The organism is Tenacibaculum jejuense (genome assembly GCF_900198195.1).
Classification (GTDB): Bacteria; Bacteroidota; Bacteroidia; order Flavobacteriales; family Flavobacteriaceae; genus Polaribacter; species Polaribacter jejuensis.
In genome coordinates this window covers 2,680,448-2,699,898 of sequence record NZ_LT899436.1, presented here as the reverse complement: position 1 = coordinate 2,699,898, position 19,451 = coordinate 2,680,448, and the positions used below count along the sequence as shown (strand labels likewise).

The window sequence follows — 19,451 nt, the reverse complement described above, 5'->3', positions numbered from 1 at the left end:
CAAAATGAAAAAGAAAATAGAACAAACATTTTTAGGATTAGCAGTAGGAGATGCTTTGGGAGTTCCTGTGGAGTTTAAAACAAGATTTGAATTACAGCAAAATCCAGTAAAAACAATGAGAGCGTTTGGTTCTCATAACCAACCTAAAGGAACTTGGAGTGATGATAGTTCTTTAACATTTTGTTTGGCGGAAAGTTTATGTAAAGGTTATGACACAAAATCTATAGCAACAAATTTTGTGCGTTGGTATGGAGATAATTATTGGACGGCACACGGACAAGTTTTCGATATAGGAATTGCAACAAATACAGCAATAAATGCTTTCGCAAAAGGAACGCCAGCAACATTAGCTGGTGGAACTGGAGAGTTTGATAATGGAAATGGATCTTTAATGAGAATTAGTCCGTTAGCATTTTATGTAAAAGATATGTCAATTGAAGAACGATTTCAAAAAGTGAAAGAAGTTTCTTCAATCACACATGGACATATACGTTCTGTGCTGAGTTGTTTCATTTATGTGGAGTTTATGATAGGTTTATTAAGAGGATTGGAAAAATTTGAAGCTTACGGAAATATGCAACACATAGTGAATAAATTCTTAAATGAAAACGCGATTTGTTCTGAAAGTGAAATCAATAAGTTTCATAGAATATTAGAAAATCCAATAGGTGATTATACAATTGAACCTGTATATAAACTGGAAGAAAAACAGATTAGTGGATCGGGTTATGTATTAAATACTTTAGAAGCAAGTTTGTGGAGTTTTTTAACTACAGATTCTTATGCTGAAGCAGTTTTAAAAGCTGTGAATTTAGGAGAAGATACTGATACTACTGCTTGTGTTACCGGTGCCTTAGCAGGATTATATTATGAAGAAGAATGTATACCAAAGGATTGGTTACATGATTTAGTAAAAAGAGAAGAAATAATCGATTTATCACATCGATTTTCAAAAAGTTTAGAAAAATGAAAAATAGAATAGATTTAGCAAAAAAATCACTAACAGGTATTGCAATTGGAGATGCTTTTGGTGATAGTTTTTTTAGAGAAAGAGCAATTGTAGAATCTGCTTTAGAAAATAGATTCATTCCAGAGACAGAATGGAGATATACAGATGATACAATTATGGCGATTCCTTTGTTAAAATCTTTAGAACTGTATGGAGAAATGAATCAAGATTTTGTTGCAAATCAGTTCGCTCAAAACTTTTTGAAAGATAGGCATAGAGGTTACGGACCTTCAATGCATAGAAAACTTTTAGAGATTGATACAAATAAAAATTGGTTAGAAATATCAAAATCAAGTTTTAATGGTACTGGGTCGATGGGAAATGGAAGTGCAATGCGAGTTGCGTTAATTGGTGCATATTTTTATGATGACTTAAATAAGGTTGCAGAACAAGCAAAACTTTCATCAGAGATAACACATTATAATAACGAAGCTATAGCAGGAGCAATAAGCGTAGCAATTGTAACAGCTTTATGTACAATAAGTAACGAGTTAAATAAAGAAGTTTGGTTAGATACAATTATTGATTTTACACCAGAAAGTGATTTAAAATATAAAATCAAAAAGATTAAGCATTTACCTAAATCGTACGATATACGAACTATAGTAACTGCTTTAGGAAATGGAACAAAAATGTTGGCTCAAGATACTGTTCCAATTGCATTATGGAATGTATATCACTATCTAGGAGATTTTGAAGAATCGCTTTGGAATACAGTCTCTGCGTTAGGAGATAGAGATACAACTTGTGCAATAGTAGGAGGAATTAATATTATGTGTTCTAAAGAAAGTAGCGTTCCAAAACAATGGGAAAATGATGTAGAAAAATGGAACGAGAGTATTTTTTATAAATAAAGAATTTTAGAAATGAAAAAGATAAAGTTATATAGACCAGTAGGAGAAAAAGAAATGTTATTAATAGCTGAAAGTGGATTTGAAAAATTTCCACCAAGGTTGGAGTGGCAACCTATTTTTTATCCTGTTTTAAATGAAGAATACGCCTCAGAAATAGCAAGTAAATGGAATACTACAGATCCTTTTGGTAACTATTTAGGGTTTGTAACAGCTTTTGAAATTTCTGAAGAAGAATTTAAAAAATATCCAATCGAAAATGTAGGAGGGAAAATTCATAACGAATTATGGGTTCCAGCAGATCAATTGGAAAGTCTTAATGAAGCAATACAAGGAGAAATTAAAACACTTAAAGTTTATATCGGTAAAGATTATAAAACTAGTGAAAGTCTACTTGTAAATGAAATTATGAAAACTGTTGAGAAAGTTTATTGTTAATATAGAGGACATTGATAAAAAGTTTAAAAATCAAGGTAACAGTGTTGGAAGAAAAGATGAAAAGCTGTTTGAGCGATAGCGAGTTCTTTTCATCTGTGGCTGGAGATACCGTAGTATTTTCTTAGCTTTTTATCATCCGTCTTGATTTTTGATTCTTTGTATCAAGACAAAGAATAGAGAAACAAAGTAAATCTTATATCAATTAAGAATAAAAAAATAAAAATGAAACTAACCATACATGGATATTCAACAGCATTATTTTCAACATGGTATTTTATTGAAGAACTTGGATTGTTATTTGATGCTGGTGACGGATTAACATCTAATTTATTAGGAAAGTGTGGGAAAATAAAAAATATTTTTATCTCACATGCAGATAGAGATCATTTGGGTGGAATTTTTCAGTATAATCAATTGTTTGCACACCGTAAACCAAATATTTATTATCCGAAAGATTCTGGATCGTTTCCATTTATAGAAAATTTCACTAGTCAATTTGATCCACATACATCAGGAACAACATGGAATAGTTTAGAAGACGAGCAAGTTATTCAGATAAAATCTGGAATCGAAGTTTTATGTTTCGAAAATCAACATATAGATGTGAAAGATCAATTGAAAAGTTTGTCCTTTCAAGTATTTGAAACAAAGCATAAATTGAAGCAAGAGTTTACAAATTTATCTTCAAAAGAGATTATCGCCATAAAACAAGATAAAGGAGAAGATTTTATCAAAGAGAAGATTAAAAATTCAGTTCTAGTATATTCAGGAGATACACCAGTGTATGATTATTCAAAATATGATAATTGCGGAGTGTTAATTCATGAAGCTACATTTTTAAAGAAAGAAGAATTAGCAAAAGGGAATGATAAAAATAAACACAGTTCTTTAGAAGAAGTGTTGGAAATGGTGAGTCAGATCAATATTGAAAAATTGATTTTAGGTCATTTTTCATTACGATATGATATGCAACAGATTGATCAAACGATTAAAGAACTCATTACATACTATAATATTAAAATACCAGTATTTAGAGTTCCTTTAGGTCGATCACAAAGAGATATTTTAAATCAAAAACCTTTGAATTAATTAATAATATGGGAAATATAGCTTATGTAAAAGGTGATGCTACAAAGCCTCTAGGGATTGGTAATAAGATCATTGTACATGTTTGTAATGATATTGGAGGCTGGGGAAAAGGGTTTGTAGTTGCGATTTCAAGACGATGGAAATCACCAGAAATAAATTTTAGAAATTGGTATAAATCGAAAGACGGATTTGTATTAGGAGCGGTTCAATTTGTACAAGTAGAAGAAAATTTATGGATTGCCAATTTAATAGGACAACATGATATTAAAAGAAGAGGAAAACAAAATATTCCTATTCGTTATGAAGCCATTGCAGAAGGAATGCAAAGTGTAGTTCAAAAAGCTAAAGAATTAAATGCTTCTGTACATATGCCAAGAATAGGATGTGGATTAGCAGGAGGAAAGTGGGAAAATATTGAACTAATTTTAGAACAAAGTTTACTTAAGAATCATATAAAAACTACAGTGTACGATTTTGAGTAATGATTAAAAACAAAACAAAATGAACGAAAGAGAGATAAAAAGTATAAGTAAGTTTCTTAGTCTATTACTAAGACATCAACCAGATTTAATCGGATTGAAATTAGATGAAAATGGTTGGGCAGATGTAGCTGAATTGATTCAGAAATCGAAAAGAAAAGGAAAGCACTTTTCAATAGAAAAACTAGAAGAAGTAGTTGCAACAAACGATAAAAAGCGATTTAGTTTTAATGAAGATCAAACAAAGATTAGAGCCAATCAAGGTCATTCTTTAAAAACGATTGATTTAAAATTAGAAGCTATTCAACCACCAGAATATTTATATCACGGAACGGTACCAAAGTTTATGCAATCGATAAGAGAAAAAGGATTGCAAAAAATGAGCCGACAACATGTGCATCTAAGTCAAGATATAGAAACAGCAACAAAAGTTGGAAGTAGAAGAGGAGTTCCTACGATTTTAACTGTTCGCTCAGGAGCTATGCATGTAGCAGGATACAAATTTTACCAATCTAAAAACGGAGTATGGTTAACTGATCATGTGCCAGCAAAGTTTATAGACAAATAAAACGGCTATGAAAAAAATTAATGTACACGACGAAATATTTTTAATAGAAAACTTCCTTTCAGAAGAAGAGTGTTTTGAGTATTTACTAAAATATCAGACAGTTGAATTTGAAGAAGCAAAAATTTCTGTAGATGGAAATCAGGTAATGAATAAAGGAGTTCGTAATAACGATCGTTATTTGTTTTTTGATGAAAGTTTAGGAAAAGATTTTTGGAATCGATTACAAGATTTTATTCCGAAGCAAGTTGGATTTTACGAAGGAATTGGCTTAAATGAAATGTTTCGAGTATATAAATACACCAAAGGTCAACGCTTTAAAATGCACATTGATGGAAGTTACAGAAGGAATTTAGAAGAGCAAAGTTTATATTCTTTTCTAATTTATTTGAATGATGATTTTGAAGGAGGGGAAACAGCTTTTAGAAATATTGGTACAGTAAAACCAAAGAAAGGAACTGCTTTAGTTTTTAGACATCGACTACGACATGAAGGAAAAGAATTAATTTCAGGAGTAAAGTATGTGTTAAGAACAGATGTAATGTATAGAAGAGTTTAAAAGTTATTATGAGAAGTTTCATAAAGAGAATACACCTAAAAATCTACCGTAAGATATGTTAAGAATGAAAAGCTGTTTGAGCGATAGCGAAATCGTGAGATTCGTGAATTCATTAACATAAAAACACATAGTAATGAACAATTCTTTTCATTTAGTATCGAGGATATTATTTTTAGAGTGATATGATCTTAAGACTAGATTTTTTTGATTCTTTTTTTATCAATGGAAAAAAGAATAATAATTTATAAAAGCATGAAAATAAAACTAGTATATAAGGAACCAGAATTAGGAAAAGCTTGGGAATCTTACTTTGCAGAATATGAAGATGTTGAAATTATTGAAGAAGATATCGTTAAGGTTGCTTGCGATGCTATTGTTAGTCCAGCAAATTCTTTCGGTTTTATGGATGGAGGTTTAGATATTCATTTATCAGAAACTTTAGGTTGGCATATTCAAGATGAATTACAAAAACGAATAGCTCTTTTAGATGAAAGAGAATTATTGGTAGGGCAGTCAATGATAATTCCAACGGAGAATGAAAAAATCCCGTATTTGATATCTGCTCCAACAATGCGAGTTCCTATGAGTTTTAATATCGCAACTTCGGTGAACGCTTATTTAGCAATGAAAGCAATTCTAATAGCAGCAAAAAAACACGAAGAAATTCATACCATTGCTGTTCCAGGTTTATGTACAGGTTGTGGAAGAATGCCTTTTGATATTGCTGCGAATCAAATGTTTTTAGCATACGATGAGGTTGTTTTAGGAAATTATAAAGACTATAAAACTTTTGGAGATACACAAAAATTCCAATATCGATTAAATGAAAAAGGATTGATCTGGGATTATTAAAAAAGAAATAAAATGAAAGAGTTAAAAGAAATACTAACTAAAGTAAATTCAAAAAATAATAGAAATAACATCACATTCCTAACAGGAGCAGGAATATCATCAGCAAGTGGAATTCCAACCTACCGAGGAACTGATGGAATATGGATAAAAGGAACGAAATATTACAAACCAGAATCGTTTGGAACTTTTGAACATTTTAGTAAGAATGCAGATGAAGTTTGGCAATACACGTTTTTTAGGAAGAAAATGTTTGCAGAAGCTAAACCGAATGCATCGCATTTTAAATTAGTTGAAATAGAGAACACTTTACAAGATCGTTTTCATTTAATCACACAGAATATAGATAACTTGCATCAAAGAGCAGGATCTAAAACTGTATACGAAATACATGGTAATTTAAGAGAAATGCGTTGTGCAGATGAATGTTCGAAAGATGTTTATGAAATGCCTAAAGAGATTCCGCTAAAAGCTATAGATGAGGATTTAAGTTACGATGAAAAGAAATTATTAGTGTGTCCAAAATGTGGAACAGATACGCGTCCGAATATTTTATGGTTCGATGAGTTTTATAATGAACGAAATTTTAAACTTCATACAACATTAAAAATAGCTAAAAATACTGGAGTTTTAATAATTTTAGGTAGTTCTGGCGCTACTACTTTACCGAATAGATTAGTGGAACAAACAATTAAATACGGAGGAGCTGTAATAGACGTAAATCTAGAAGACAACAACTTTACAGAAAACTTCGGAGATAAAAAGCAGTTTTACAAGTTTAGAGGTACAGCGCTAGATTTTTTAACACAATTTCAAGAAGCATTATAAAATGGAACCAAGAACATTTACCATAGGAGATATACACGGAGGCTTATTAGGCTTACGTCAGTTAATTGATAAACTAGAGTTACAGCAAAACGATACCTTAATTTTTTTAGGAGATTATGTAGATGGTTGGAGTGAATCTGCTCAGGTTATCGATTATTTAATGAAATTAAGAGAAAAACACGATTGTATTTTCATCAAAGGAAATCACGATGAATATTGTGAAAATTGGTTAAGAAGTGGAATAACGAATGACATTTGGTTATTTCATGGAGGTGTAAAAACAATTGAAAGTTATGAAGGATATACAGAATACGATAAACTACAGCATTTACAGTTTATAGAACAAATGAAGTTATTTCATATTGATGCTGATAATCGATTGTTTATTCATGCTGGATTTTCATCAATGCACGGACCGCAAAAAGAAGTGTATGAATCTAATTTTAATTGGGATCGAACACTTTGGGAAACGGCAATTTCTTTAGATAAAACTTTAGATAAAGATTCACCTTTGTATCCGAAACGATTGACTTTATTTCATGAGATTTATATCGGACATACACCAACAACTAGATATAATCAATTCGAACCAATGAACGGAGCTAATGTTTGGAATGTAGATACTGGCGCAGCTTTTAAAGGACGTTTAACGGCCTTAAATATCGACACGAAAGAGTTTATACAAAGTGAAGAGGTTAGAAAACTATATCCTAAAGAAAAAGGTAGAAATTCAATGCCTTATTTAGTGATTTAAGTTTATTATTCTAAATATTTGATTTAAGAATAAACGTCAACCTGAATTTATTTCAGGTTCTCATCAAAATAAGATTGAAGAATATAATATTTTAAATTAATAATAAATATAAGCTGTTATTAGAAAATAAGCCTAAAAATCCATCGTAAGACACGTAAAAAATAAAAAGTTGTTTAAGCGTAGCGAGTTCTTTTTTATTTAGTGTGGAGGATGAGATTTTTAGAGTGTAATTTTCTTAAGACTAGATTTTTTTGATTCTTTTTTCATCAATGGAAAAAAGAATAATTAACTATTTAAACTAATCTCATGATTGTTATTCAAAGTAAAAGAAGAAAGGTAGAAAAAATACTAAAAGATTTTCCAGATGCAGTTATCGTTGATGTAACTTCAAAAGGAGAAATGCCAATGGTGAAATTTAGTCCGTTTTATCCTGTAGGAAATATTCCAATTCCTTTTTCTGAAGGTAAATATTCTGCTTCTGTAGAAGGAATATGGCAAGGATTAAAAGTTTTTGAAACACATGATGTAGATGAATCAAAGTTTGAGGTGACTTCTATGAAAGGTTTAAAAAGAACAGTTCGAAAATTTGGAAAGCCTTTAGGACATAGAAAAGGAGTGAAAGGAGAGGAATTGTTAGATTATATTTCAGCAAGAAAGGAAATTTATTTGCCAATATATAATTGGGTTTTAGATCATGTTTTAAAAGATGAATTAAGTGAATTAACTGAATTATCGAAGAATAAAACATTAGTTCTTTTAGATTATGAAACAAATGAAGATGTTGAAAACCCTAGAAAACCTCTATCCCATGCTGGATTGATAAAAATGAAAATAGAAGGAAGATTATAGAATATAAAAGCTATGAAATATTCAAATACAACTATACAAGAAAGATATAATACAGGAGAACATTTAAAATATATATTCTTCTGGGGACATCAACCCAGTAAAGATGGAAGCATAAGTAAATCATGCTTTAGTCAATGGTGGGAGTCTGATTTTGTGATTAACGGAATTACATACAAAACTGCTGAACATTATATGATGGCAGAAAAAGCTAGATTGTTTAACGATGATGAGGTTTTAGAAGAAATCTTATCCTCAAATCATCCGCATGATGTGAAACAACTAGGACGAAAAGTTAAAGGATTCAATTCATTAGTTTGGGATAATCAGAAATACTTAATAGTCTACAAAGGGAATTTAGCAAAGTTCTCTCAAAACGACGCATTAAAAGAATTTCTAATGAACACTAAAGATAGAATTTTGGTAGAGGCTAGTCCGTATGATAAAGTATGGGGAGTTGGTTTGGCTTCAGATTACAAGAATATTGAAAATCCGAACAGATGGAAAGGATTAAATTTGTTAGGCTTTGTTTTAATGGAAGTTAGAGACCATTTAAGAAAAAATTAGGATTTGTTTAAAAAATAATAGGTAATATGCAAAGTCAAAAACCTATTAATTTAAACTATGAAAATTCTCAAAATTATTACTTTTGCGCTTATTTTTTCCGGAATGCAAAGCATTACTTCACAACAAAACTTAGGATATCAAAAACCTTCAAAAGAAATTTTAGATTTAGTAGATGTTCCTCTTGCTCCATCGATACGAATAGATGATAAAGGAGAGAACTTAGTTTTTCTATACAGAGATAGTTATAAGTCTATAGAAGAATTATCTGAAAAAGAAATGAGATTAGGAGGACTTAGAATTAATCCTAAAACAAATATTTCTAGTAGAGCTACATATTTTAATAATATTAAACTTAAAAAAACAAGTAGCGAAACTATCAAAGAAGTTCAAGGTTTACCTACTTCACCAAGATTAGCAAACTTTTCTTGGTCTCCGAACTACAAAAAGATTGCATTTACAAATACAGTTAGTACAGGTGTAGAACTTTGGATTTTAGATGTTGCTTCTGCAACAGTTCATAAAATTACCGAAGCAAATTTAAATGCTAATATGGGAAGTCCTTTTTTATGGTTTAAAAATAATGAGGCATTATTAGTAAAAGTTTTACCAAACGATAAAAAAGAATTAATAAATCAAGCTACTGCTGTTCCTTCTGGACCAACAATTTCTGTTAGTGAAGGAGTTAAAGCTCAAAACAGAACATATCAAGATTTATTAAAGAATCCTAATGACGAACATAATTTCGAACAATTAGTAAGATCAGATATTTATAAAGTAGACTTAAAAGGACAAAGAAGTAAGTGGGCAAAAACCGCTATGTATTGGAGAATGTCATTTTCTCCAGATGGTTCTTATATAATGACTACAGAATTAGATAAACCATTTTCGTACTTAGTGCCTTATTCTCGTTTTCCGCACGAAACAAAAATTTATAAAAGTGATGGAACATTCTTTAAAACTATTAATAAAGTTGAAAATGATGAGGTCCGTCCAAAAGGATTTATGTCTACAATTAAAGGAAAAAGAAGCTTTAGTTGGAGAGCAGATGAAGGAGCTACTTTAATATGGGCAGAAGCTTTAGATGGAGGAGATCCTAGTGTTGAAGTATCTCACAGAGATGAAGTTTTTGAATTAAAAGCGCCATTTTCAGGAACACCTAGATCTATTTTAAAAACAGTTAACAGATTTAGTGGGATTTTATGGACGAATGATAAAAATAAAGCTTTAGCCTACGGATATTGGTGGAATACAAGAAACTTAAAAACGTATTTATTCGATCCAGAGAATAACAGTAAAAAACCAGAAATATTATTCGACTATAATTATCAAGATAGATATAGTGATCCAGGAAGTTTTGTAACTGTTAAAAATGAATTAGGAAGAAACGTAGTTTATATTGAAAAAGGAAAAGTGTATCTTAATGGAGATGGTTATACGAAAGAAGGTCAATTTCCTTTTATAGACAAGCTATCTTTAAAAGATAAAAAGACAAAAAGAGTGTATCAATCTGCTTATAAAGATAAAAAAGAAGAGATTTACACTGCTTTAGATTTAAAGAAAGGTAAATTTTTAGTTGGAATAGAATCTGCTAATGATTATCCTAACTTCTACATTCGAAACATTAATAAGAATAACAAATTAAAGCAAATTACAAATTTTGAAAACCCATTTAAGAGTCTTCAAAATGTTCACAAAGAAGTAATTAAATATAAAAGAGAAGATGGATTAGAGCTTTCAGGAACATTGTATTTGCCAGTTGGTTATGATAAAAATAAGAAAGAGAAAAAGCCAATGATACTTTGGGCTTATCCAAGAGAATTTAAAAATAAAAAGAGTGCAAGTCAATCAACTTCAAATGCAAATTCTTTTACTTATCCTTATTGGGGATCAGTTATTTACTGGGTAACTAAAGGATATGTTGTTTTAGATGATGCTTCTTTCCCAATTGTAGGTGAAGGAGATGAAGAGCCAAACGATTCGTTTAGAAAGCAACTTGTAGGAAATGCAAAAGCTGCTATCGATGCTGTTGACAAATTAGGATATATTGATAGAAACAAAGTTGCTGTTGGCGGACATTCTTATGGAGCGTTTATGACAGCTAATCTTTTATCTCATTCAAATTTATTTGCTGCAGGAATAGCTAGAAGTGGAGCTTACAATAGAACATTAACTCCTTTTGGTTTCCAAAGTGAAGAGCGTAGCTATTGGGATGCACCAGAAGTATATTATAAAATGTCACCTTTTATGCATGCAGATAAAATGAAAACTCCTTTACTATTAATTCATGGTGAAGCTGACAATAACTCAGGAACATATCCATTACAGAGTAAACGATATTTCAATGCATTAAAAGGATTAGGAGCAACTGCAAGATTAGTAATGTTACCAAAAGAGAGTCATGGTTACAGAGCGAAAGAATCAATATTACATCTTTTATGGGAACAAGAACAATGGCTAGATAAATATGTAAAGAATAAAAAATAAGTTATTTCAAATCAATTTAAAAGAACCATCTAATTAGGATGGTTTTTTTTTATGGAAAAAATTTAATTGTGTAAAAATAACGCAAAATATTTTGCAGATCCGTTTTCTTAAATTATATTTGTGTTGTAATTACGCAAATTAATTCATTTGTGATAAAATAAATAGTATGAGTGAAGAATTAAAACCAAGATTTGTTGATGCCTTACGAAGGAATAACGATCAAATTAGAGAAGACAGAGCGAGAACTATTGGAGAAGATGCAGAACTAATCTATCGAAGAAGAGTAGAAGACATCGAGTTAAAAATTAAAAGATTAACTAGAGAACAAGAAGGAGCGATAGACATCAGTCCATTAGATAAAAACAGTTTAACGTTTGCAGATTTTAACCCGGAAAGTTTTGTGATAAAAGACATAGAATTATCCTTAAAAATCAGAAACTTAAACATTCAATTAGAAATTGCACAAAAACGATACGAATACTTATTCGGTAAAAAAATATAATTATGGGAGGAACTAGATACAATTTAAGTAAAAGAGCTTTGAAAGCACAAAAGGAAGGTTACGCAAGTAAGTCAATAAATGAAATCTTTAAGCAAAATAGAGAAAGACGTGCGCACAATTCAATGAATCCTAATGGAGTAGATTTCAGAGAAGCGAGAGATTCAGAAGTACACCCAAATTCATTTCCAATAATCTTAGCGTTAGATGTTACAGGAAGTATGGGACATATTCCACACGATTTAATCAAAGAAGGTTTACCTAAGTTAATGGGAGGGATTATTCAAAATGGAGCAGAAGATGTCGCTTTATTATTCTTAGGAATTGGAGATCATGAATGTGATAGTTATCCATTACAAGTTGGTCAGTTTGAATCTGGAGATGAAGAATTAGATATGTGGTTAACGAGAACTTATATCGAATCTGGTGGAGGTGGAAATGCAGGTGAAAGTTATTTATTATCATGGTATTTCGCTGCTTTTCATACAAGAACAGATGCTTTTGAAAAGAGAAATCAAAAAGGAATTTTATTTACGATTGGAGACGAACCTAATTTGAAACATTTACCAGCTTCAGCAATACAAGAAATCATGGGAAGCGGTCAACAAACATTTTCAGAAATGGAACTGTTTCAAGAAGTTCAAAAGAAATATGATGTATTCCATATCAGTGTAAATCATTCTGGAAGAGCTATTCAAGCAGAAAAAGGCTGGAAACAATTATTAGGAGACAATTGTATTTCTGTAAGTGATTATAGAACAATTCCTGAAGTTATTACAAAAGTAGTATGTGAAAATTATCCAACAGCAAGTGGAAAAACAGATATTTCAGGAGTAAATTTTGATGATATAGAAATGTTATAGAGATGAAAAAAGCAAAAATAGTTATAGGATTAGGTTTTGGTGACGAAGGAAAAGGTATTACAACAGATTTTTTGTGTACTAAAAATCCTGAAGCTATAGTAGTTCGTTTTTCGGGCGGACAACAAGCAGCGCACACGGTTAAAATTGGAGACAGAAAACACGTACACTCTAGCTTTTGTAGTGGAGCATTACGCGGATTACCTTCTTATTTTAGTGAACACTGTACTATTCATCCTACTTTTTTGCATACAGAATTACAAGAATTAAAAAAGAAGAAAGGCAACGTTACTTTGTCAGTTCATCCATTGGCAAAAGTAACGACTCCTTTTGATGTTTGGTCGAATAGGAAAAACAGTAAAAATTTAGCTCACGGAAGTTGCGGTAAAGGAATAGGAGCAACGATGAAGAGAAATGAAGGTCCGTATAAATTGTATGCAATCGATTTGGTCGGTCCTAAATCTATGCTTTTAGAAAAACTAAACAGTATTGCAAACTATTACGGATTATTTGATATTCCAGAATTAGCAAATGAAGTAGCATATTTTTTAGATTGTGTTTCCGATTTAGATATAAAAATTAAAGACTATTCTTTTTTAAATACATATGAAACCATTATTTTCGAAGGTAGTCAAGGAGTATTATTAGATATGAATCATGGTACGTTTCCTAATGTCACTTATGCAAATACAACAGCAAAAAATGCTATTGAGATTTGTGAAAAGTTAAACATTGAAAATATAGAAACCTATTATATCACAAGATCTTATGCGACAAGACATGGAAATGGTTGGATGCTAAATGAAGAAGAATTAGAATTAATAAATACAGAAGAAGAAACCTGTGTTTATAACGAATTTCAGAAACATTTACGAACAGCTAAACTAAACATACCGTTATTATTACAAGCGAAAAATATCGATCAGATTTATAATAAATCAAAGAAATCAACTTTAGTAATGACGTGTTTAGATCAATATCAACCAGAATTAAATTGGGAGTTATTAAAAGAACATTTTGATGAATTTTATGGCTCTTACGGTGCAGAATCAACAGCAATTAAAAAAATAAATATATGAATCCTTTATTATATACAGACGGATACAAAGTAGATCATAGAAGACAATATCCTGATAACACTACTTTAGTATATTCTAACTGGACACCAAGAAAAAGTAGAATTGAAGGTGTAAATGAAGTTGTATTCTTTGGTTTACAATACTTCATTAAAAAATATATTATTGAAGATTTTTCGAAGAATTTCTTTCAGCAACCAAAAGAAGAAATTTCAAAAAGATATGCGAGAAGAATCAATAATTATTTAGGAGAAAATCAAGTGGGTATAGCACATATTGAAGCATTACACGATTTAGGATTTTTACCAATGGTAATTAAAGCTTTACCAGAAGGAGTTTCAGTACCGATTCGTGTACCAATGTTTACCATGTATAACACATTACCTGAGTTTTTCTGGTTAACAAATTATTTCGAAACCTTATTGTCTACAACAATCTGGATGCCATGTAATTCAGCAACAATAGCGAAGCAATACAGAAAGATTTTAGATAAATATGCTTTAGAAACATCTTCAATTCCTGAATTTGTAGACTGGCAAGGTCACGATTTTTCTATGCGTGGTATGGCAGGATTAGAAGCAGCTGTTTTATCTGCATCTGGTCACTTATTAAGTTTTACAGGAACCGATACGATTCCATCAGTAGATTTCTTGGAAGAATACTATAATGCAAATTCTGATACAGAATTAATTGGAGGGTCTGTTGCAGCAACTGAACACTCTGTAATGTGTATGGGAACGAATAGTGGAGAAGAAGAAACTTTTAAACGATTAATTACAGAAGTGTATCCTAAAGGAATTGTTTCTATTGTTTCTGATACTTGGGATTTATGGAAAGTGTTAACAGAATATCTTCCGAATTTAAAAGAAGAGGTTCTAGCTAGAGATGGAAAAGTAGTGATTCGTCCAGATAGTGGAGATCCAGTTGATATTATTTGTGGAAATCCAAACGCTACTTCAGAAGTTGAACAAAAAGGAGTAGTAGAATTACTTTGGGATATTTTTGGTGGAGTTACAAATGAAAAAGGATATAAAGAATTAGATGCGCACATCGGAGCTATTTATGGAGATAGTATCACTTTAGCTAGAGCAACTCAAATTTGTGAACGATTAAAACAAAAAGGATTTGCATCTACTAATGTTGTTTTAGGAATCGGTTCTTTTACATATCAATATAATACAAGAGATACTTTCGGGTTTGCTATGAAAGCAACGTATGGAGAAGTTGACGGAGAAGGAAGAGAGATTTTTAAAGATCCAATCACTGATGATGGAACTAAAAAATCAGCGAAAGGATTAATTAAAATTGAAAAAGAAAATGATACGTACAAGTTAGTTGATCAAGTTTCTTGGGAAGAAGAACAAAAAGGCGAACTCAGAGAAGTATATAGAGACGGAAAATTGTTAATTGATGATAGTCTATCAGCAATTAGAAATAGATTGAAAGCTAATTTATAGTGTACAGGTTATGAATTAGATTTATTTCAGAATACTAAACTTTTAGTAAAACCATTTTTTAGAAAGATTTGATGTAAAAAAAACCTAAAAAATGGTTTTGTAGTTTATAAAGTTATCAGATTATTTTTCTCCATTGTATACTATGGGTACTATGAATGTCCACAATATTACAGCAGCTTGTATAATACGTTCATCTTCAATTGGAAAACCTGCGAACTTATTTCCTATAGCATACACCCAAATGACAAAAGATATAGCTGAAATAGTTATAGCTCCCCATTGTGCTGTTTTAAGATATTTCATTGTATTGTAACCTGTTATTTTAGTTCCAAAAACTCTTGAAACAAATACAAGAACAAAACAAACTATTGAAATTCCGCTACTCCATGACTCATCGAACTGTCCATTATATGAAGCTAATGGATGAAGTGCCAAGTACAACGCAATTATTTCAGCAGGAACAAGTTTTATTAATTTTTCAAAATAAAAATTTCGAGCGTCTTTTTTGGGAGGAGATTGACTCTTAGATTTTTGACTTTCAAAATCGGTTTTTAATGATTTTGTAGTTACTAATTCTTCATTTTCATTGATAGATTCATCATGATTAGAAGGCGATAACCCAATAGTTTCTATTTTTCTATCAATCCTAAATACACTATTGCTAAAAGCTCCTGATTGATATAAGCATTCATGATAGCTTTCATAAGTGCTAGGTTTTATAGGTAAAACATAGGCTTCACAACCATTTTTTTTATGTCTTTGTACCGCTAATGCTGCATCTAAACAATCATCATAATTAGTCTCGGTATTATTCGTTTTACATACTACTTTGTAAGGCATAATTGATAAGTTTAAAAGTTAAAAGGAAACGAGGTTTGTAGTCCAACAATACTTCTGTTTAATAGTGTATTATTAGCATCCATTGTATTAAATACATCTTTAAATCGATAGAAAATTTCAACATTCACAACAGATTTTTGATCTTTCTTTTTGCTGAATGGAATAAGGAGTCCCAGTTGTACATTAGCAACAGGTTTTTGATTTTCTTTAAAGTCTATAGTCGGATTAATGTGGATTGCCGCAAAATTTGAGTTTTTACTAAAAAAAGAATAGTAATCAACAAACAGATTAACACCAGCTAAATCTTCTTGATAATCTCCTAAAAAAGCTTTTTGAGTTTTTGTAACCGTACGACTATTTCCACTATCAACAAACCTAGTATCTACTACTTCGACTTGTTCAAGACTTGATTGATTATCAGAATAAGTCAAATTTGCACCAATTGATAAATACTTATAAGTAGCAACATTAAAATTGTTATTTGCGAAGTTTTTTACATTGGTAATGAAGTTATAACTAACATTAAAGTTATGAGCTATGTAGTTTATCGGTTTCAATTGATTAGCACTATCAGAACTCTCAATAAAACGAATAAAATTATTATTTCTAGCTTTATAACCAAAAGAGAGAAAATTAAGATGGACAGCTAGTGGTTTAAGTGCATCTAAACTCTTTTTTGCTGCTTTTTTTTTGATATTCATTTCATCAATTAATTTCTCGTTATTGATTACATACATGGCTTTCTTTTTTCTGTTTTTTTTGTCACTAGCATTATTAGCTTTAATTTGTTTTATCAGTTGATCTCTTTTAGCTTTTAAAGCAGTTCTAATTTTCTCTGCTTCTACATAATTATCTACATCTCCTTTACTTTTCAATATTGCAGCAAGTCCATCATTGTTATTTAAATCATTACTAATCTTTATGTATAAGTCATTTATTTTTTTGAACTTCTTTAATTTTTCCTTGTTAAGAGCAATATCAATACTTCCTTTAGGAAAGGTTTTGGTACCATCAATGAATACTTTTAATTCTTTTTTTTCTTTAGCGGTTAATTTTGGATTTTCAATAGTATTCAGGAGTTCTATTTGTTTTAAAATGTATTCTTCTTCTGCAGTTTCTATTTTCCTATGTAGTTTTGATCTTGTCACTGCATCATAGCCAACAAATTTTTCCCCAAATGCCCATCGATAAGAAAAACCAAGCTGAACGTTAGAATTTAATTCTCCTTGATCAAAAAGAGTAGCTATTCCTTGAGAAGCACCAGCTTGAACATCAATAGTATACATTCCACTATTATCATCAAGAAAATAAAATGATGCGGATAAAGTATTATTTGCTGTGGATAAAGCAGCGTAGTTTCCTACACTATTGAATGAATTTCCTGTAGCAAAGTATGATAACGCTCTAGAGTATTCTTCTTTATTGATATTTTGGCTCAGTAACGAATCAAAGTTTAATAAAAGAATCAAGCAAAGATAAATTTGAGTTTTCATCATCTATTTTAGTATTATTTGTTTGACAATTTCAACAAATTGTAAAAGCAAATGAATACCTACTAATAGGTATTAATTAGTTGATTATTTTTTTGAGGAGGACTAGTAAAATCTGAACTAATAGAAGTGAACATCGATGGAAATTATTACTAGACGATAGTTTAAGAGAAATTAGCTAGAGGCGGAATTAATTTTCAACAATTTCTAAACGTCATTAATATTTTCCAAAAGAAATATCGATTGTTGATATATAAAATTTTTCTGGCACGTTGTTTGTTTTTAAATGTCAAATAACTCTAAAAAACAACCTATTATGAAAAAACTAATAGCATTAACAGTCCTTTTTTTTAGTATTAATTCTTTATCTGTTTTTGGTCAGGTACGAGTTGGAGGAGGAATTTCAATAGATATAAATTTACCTATTCCAGATGTTGTTATAATAGATACTCCTCAGCCGAGAAACCCTATGCCAGCTCCCAGAAGACAGCCAAGGAGAATAAAAAAACGCCGTAATGAATGTAATAGTTGTCGTCACAATGAAAGGTATAGTTATGGTGAAATTCAAAATCAGAATGGACCCTTAGGTCGACAAATATATAATGTAGTAGGTGCTCGTTTAGAGCCTTTGCAAAATGGAGTTGAAGTGGTGAGTTACAAGTTAAACTCTGGTGATATTTTAGAATTATTTATTATTACTGAGAAACCTAATGATTATAATTATCATGTTTATGGTGGTGATTGTATGTGTGAGAACAATAGAATAGAAAAGGTATTATTAAATGGACAGTATTTAGAACTAGAAGATGGAAATTTATCATTACAGCCTAGAGGAAGAGGTTTTCATTCAGTTGTAAATTTACACAGTGTTTATGAAGGTGATTTTAACGGAAGTGTAAATTTCTAAATGAAATATATTTTTAGGTTAGATACAACTAGTAATCGTATCTTAACATTTTAATAATCTATAGGAGAAAGTGCAGTATGGTACTTTCTTTTTTTTTTGTAGCAAATTTTAAATATGGACTATTTTACAATTATGGGCTGGCTAGGTGTTCTAATTTTTATTGTTTCGTATATATTATTAGGACTTGAAGTTTTAAGTGCTAAGAAATCATTATACCATTGGTTAAATTTTATTGGAGCTTTGTGTTTGGTGGTAAATGCTATAGGAATTAAAGATCATCCTACTATTACAGTAAATAGTATTTGGGGATTAATAGCCTTATTAACAGTGATTAAAATTTACACACGAAAAGAATTACGAAAAACGAAATAGGCTTAAAATGTGATTAATATAAATATTAGATTGCTTTGTACAAATCTCATGATTTGTAACCTGGGTACTTAAATAAAAGTAACTTCCATCAATCATAGCAAAAATAATTTCATTTAATTCATCAATATTTGAATTGGTTATTACGCCATGCGATTTTGCACTATTTAATTTTGATTTTAAAACCTCACGTAAGATATTACTAAATGTTTTAAAACTTTCACTAACATTTTTGTTTCTAAATAACATAGCATATAAACTATAAAAAACACCATCATCTACATATTCACTCCATTCACGAGTAAACATCTTACGTATAAAATTTTCTAATGATGCTTTAGAGTCTATTTTATTGGGTGTACTGTTATTAATAAAATCTATGTAAGCTTCTAAAATATAAGTATTTAAATCTTCTAGAATTTGTTCTTTAGTTTCGTAGTAATGCATTACTAAACCTTTACTAATTCCCATATGATTAGCAAGATTTGCTATAGATACATTTTCTAAACCAATACTTTTAGATACTTCATAAAACGCTATTACAATCTCTTTTTTTCGTTGATCTGATAAGTTTTTTCTACCCATATTATCATTAGTTGCTGGCAAATATATAATTATAATTTAATCATTTTTTG

The 19,451-nt window shown here is 30.3% G+C and carries 22 protein-coding genes; 19 read left to right on the top strand and 3 right to left on the bottom strand.

Going from position 1 to position 19,451, the window contains the following annotated elements; translation table 11 throughout:
• Positions 1–4 precede the first annotated feature (4 nt).
• The 17 genes from AQ1685_RS12045 to AQ1685_RS11965 all read left to right on the top strand — a co-directional run bounded on the left by AQ1685_RS12045 (position 5) and on the right by AQ1685_RS11965 (position 15,210).
• Positions 5–970, top strand: coding sequence for an ADP-ribosylglycohydrolase family protein (locus AQ1685_RS12045; protein WP_095072479.1), 966 nt, complete (start codon positions 5–7; stop codon positions 968–970).
• Complete coding sequence (locus AQ1685_RS12040) at positions 967–1,863, top strand: ADP-ribosylglycohydrolase family protein (protein ID WP_095072478.1); 897 nt, start codon at positions 967–969, stop codon at positions 1,861–1,863. Before AQ1685_RS12045 ends, AQ1685_RS12040 begins: the two co-directional genes overlap by 4 nt.
• Positions 1,864–1,875: 12 nt before the next feature.
• The gene (locus tag AQ1685_RS12035) at positions 1,876–2,298 is read left to right on the top strand and encodes an ADP-ribosylation/crystallin J1 (RefSeq protein WP_095072477.1); all 423 of its coding nucleotides are present in this window, start codon (positions 1,876–1,878) and stop codon (positions 2,296–2,298) included.
• Between the two features lie 222 nt (positions 2,299–2,520).
• On the top strand, positions 2,521–3,387 hold the full coding sequence (locus tag AQ1685_RS12030; protein WP_095072476.1) for an MBL fold metallo-hydrolase: 867 nt from the start codon (positions 2,521–2,523) through the stop codon (positions 3,385–3,387).
• A gap of 8 nt (positions 3,388–3,395) precedes the next feature.
• Positions 3,396–3,869, top strand: a complete 474-nt coding sequence (locus AQ1685_RS12025) for a macro domain-containing protein (protein WP_095072475.1) — start codon at positions 3,396–3,398, stop codon at positions 3,867–3,869.
• Between the two features lie 19 nt (positions 3,870–3,888).
• Entirely contained in the window at positions 3,889–4,434 is a 546-nt protein-coding gene (locus AQ1685_RS12020) for an RNA 2'-phosphotransferase (RefSeq protein ID WP_095072474.1), read from the top strand.
• A gap of 7 nt (positions 4,435–4,441) precedes the next feature.
• A complete protein-coding gene (locus tag AQ1685_RS12015; protein WP_095072472.1) occupies positions 4,442–4,990 on the top strand; it encodes a prolyl hydroxylase family protein in 549 nt (182 codons plus the stop codon).
• Positions 4,991–5,242: 252 nt separating this feature from the next.
• Positions 5,243–5,842 carry a macro domain-containing protein gene (locus AQ1685_RS12010; protein WP_095075065.1) on the top strand — a complete coding sequence of 200 codons (600 nt, stop codon included), beginning with the start codon at positions 5,243–5,245 and terminating at the stop codon, positions 5,840–5,842.
• Positions 5,843–5,854: 12 nt separating this feature from the next.
• Positions 5,855–6,667, top strand: a complete 813-nt coding sequence (locus AQ1685_RS12005) for an SIR2 family NAD-dependent protein deacylase (protein WP_095072470.1) — start codon at positions 5,855–5,857, stop codon at positions 6,665–6,667.
• Between the two features lies 1 nt (position 6,668).
• Positions 6,669–7,421: a metallophosphoesterase family protein gene (locus AQ1685_RS12000; RefSeq protein WP_095072468.1), complete on the top strand. Its 753-nt coding sequence runs from the start codon at positions 6,669–6,671 to the stop codon at positions 7,419–7,421.
• 306 nt (positions 7,422–7,727) lie between these two features.
• Positions 7,728–8,270, top strand: coding sequence for a DUF6939 family protein (locus AQ1685_RS11995; protein ID WP_095072466.1), 543 nt, complete (start codon positions 7,728–7,730; stop codon positions 8,268–8,270).
• Positions 8,271–8,282: 12 nt separating this feature from the next.
• Positions 8,283–8,834, top strand: a complete 552-nt coding sequence (locus AQ1685_RS11990) for an NADAR family protein (protein ID WP_095072464.1) — start codon at positions 8,283–8,285, stop codon at positions 8,832–8,834.
• 102 nt (positions 8,835–8,936) lie between these two features.
• Positions 8,937–11,318 (top strand): alpha/beta hydrolase family protein, encoded by a 2,382-nt coding sequence (locus AQ1685_RS11985; RefSeq protein WP_231970185.1) that lies wholly within the window; start codon positions 8,937–8,939, stop codon positions 11,316–11,318.
• A 166-nt stretch (positions 11,319–11,484) separates the two neighbouring features.
• Positions 11,485–11,820 carry a hypothetical protein gene (locus AQ1685_RS11980; RefSeq protein WP_095072462.1) on the top strand — a complete coding sequence of 112 codons (336 nt, stop codon included), beginning with the start codon at positions 11,485–11,487 and terminating at the stop codon, positions 11,818–11,820.
• Positions 11,821–11,822: 2 nt separating this feature from the next.
• A complete protein-coding gene (locus tag AQ1685_RS11975) occupies positions 11,823–12,680 on the top strand; it encodes a hypothetical protein (RefSeq protein WP_095072460.1) in 858 nt (285 codons plus the stop codon).
• Positions 12,681–12,682: 2 nt separating this feature from the next.
• Positions 12,683–13,756 carry an adenylosuccinate synthetase gene (locus tag AQ1685_RS11970; protein ID WP_095072458.1) on the top strand — a complete coding sequence of 358 codons (1,074 nt, stop codon included), beginning with the start codon at positions 12,683–12,685 and terminating at the stop codon, positions 13,754–13,756.
• Positions 13,753–15,210: a nicotinate phosphoribosyltransferase gene (locus AQ1685_RS11965; protein WP_095072456.1), complete on the top strand. Its 1,458-nt coding sequence runs from the start codon at positions 13,753–13,755 to the stop codon at positions 15,208–15,210. The genes AQ1685_RS11970 and AQ1685_RS11965 overlap by 4 nt, the downstream gene beginning before the upstream one ends.
• A 120-nt stretch (positions 15,211–15,330) precedes the next feature.
• On the opposite strand, the gene AQ1685_RS11960 is transcribed toward AQ1685_RS11965, so the two are convergent.
• Both AQ1685_RS11960 and AQ1685_RS11955 read right to left on the bottom strand, forming a co-directional pair.
• Entirely contained in the window at positions 15,331–16,050 is a 720-nt protein-coding gene (locus AQ1685_RS11960; protein WP_095072454.1) for a hypothetical protein, read from the bottom strand.
• An 11-nt stretch (positions 16,051–16,061) separates the two neighbouring features.
• Positions 16,062–17,543 carry a hypothetical protein gene (locus tag AQ1685_RS11955; protein WP_157730203.1) on the bottom strand — a complete coding sequence of 494 codons (1,482 nt, stop codon included), beginning with the start codon at positions 17,541–17,543 and terminating at the stop codon, positions 16,062–16,064.
• 313 nt (positions 17,544–17,856) lie between these two features.
• Between AQ1685_RS11955 and AQ1685_RS11950 the strand changes: the two genes are divergently transcribed.
• Together AQ1685_RS11950 and AQ1685_RS11945 are read left to right on the top strand one after the other, a co-directional pair.
• Entirely contained in the window at positions 17,857–18,447 is a 591-nt protein-coding gene (locus AQ1685_RS11950) for a hypothetical protein (protein WP_157730202.1), read from the top strand.
• Between the two features lie 114 nt (positions 18,448–18,561).
• Positions 18,562–18,819 carry a CBU_0592 family membrane protein gene (locus tag AQ1685_RS11945; RefSeq protein ID WP_157730201.1) on the top strand — a complete coding sequence of 86 codons (258 nt, stop codon included), beginning with the start codon at positions 18,562–18,564 and terminating at the stop codon, positions 18,817–18,819.
• Here the strand turns inward: AQ1685_RS11945 and AQ1685_RS11940 are convergent.
• On the bottom strand, positions 18,802–19,401 hold the full coding sequence (locus AQ1685_RS11940; protein ID WP_095072446.1) for a TetR family transcriptional regulator: 600 nt from the start codon (positions 19,399–19,401) through the stop codon (positions 18,802–18,804). The genes AQ1685_RS11945 and AQ1685_RS11940 overlap by 18 nt on opposite strands.
• Positions 19,402–19,451 lie beyond the last annotated feature (50 nt).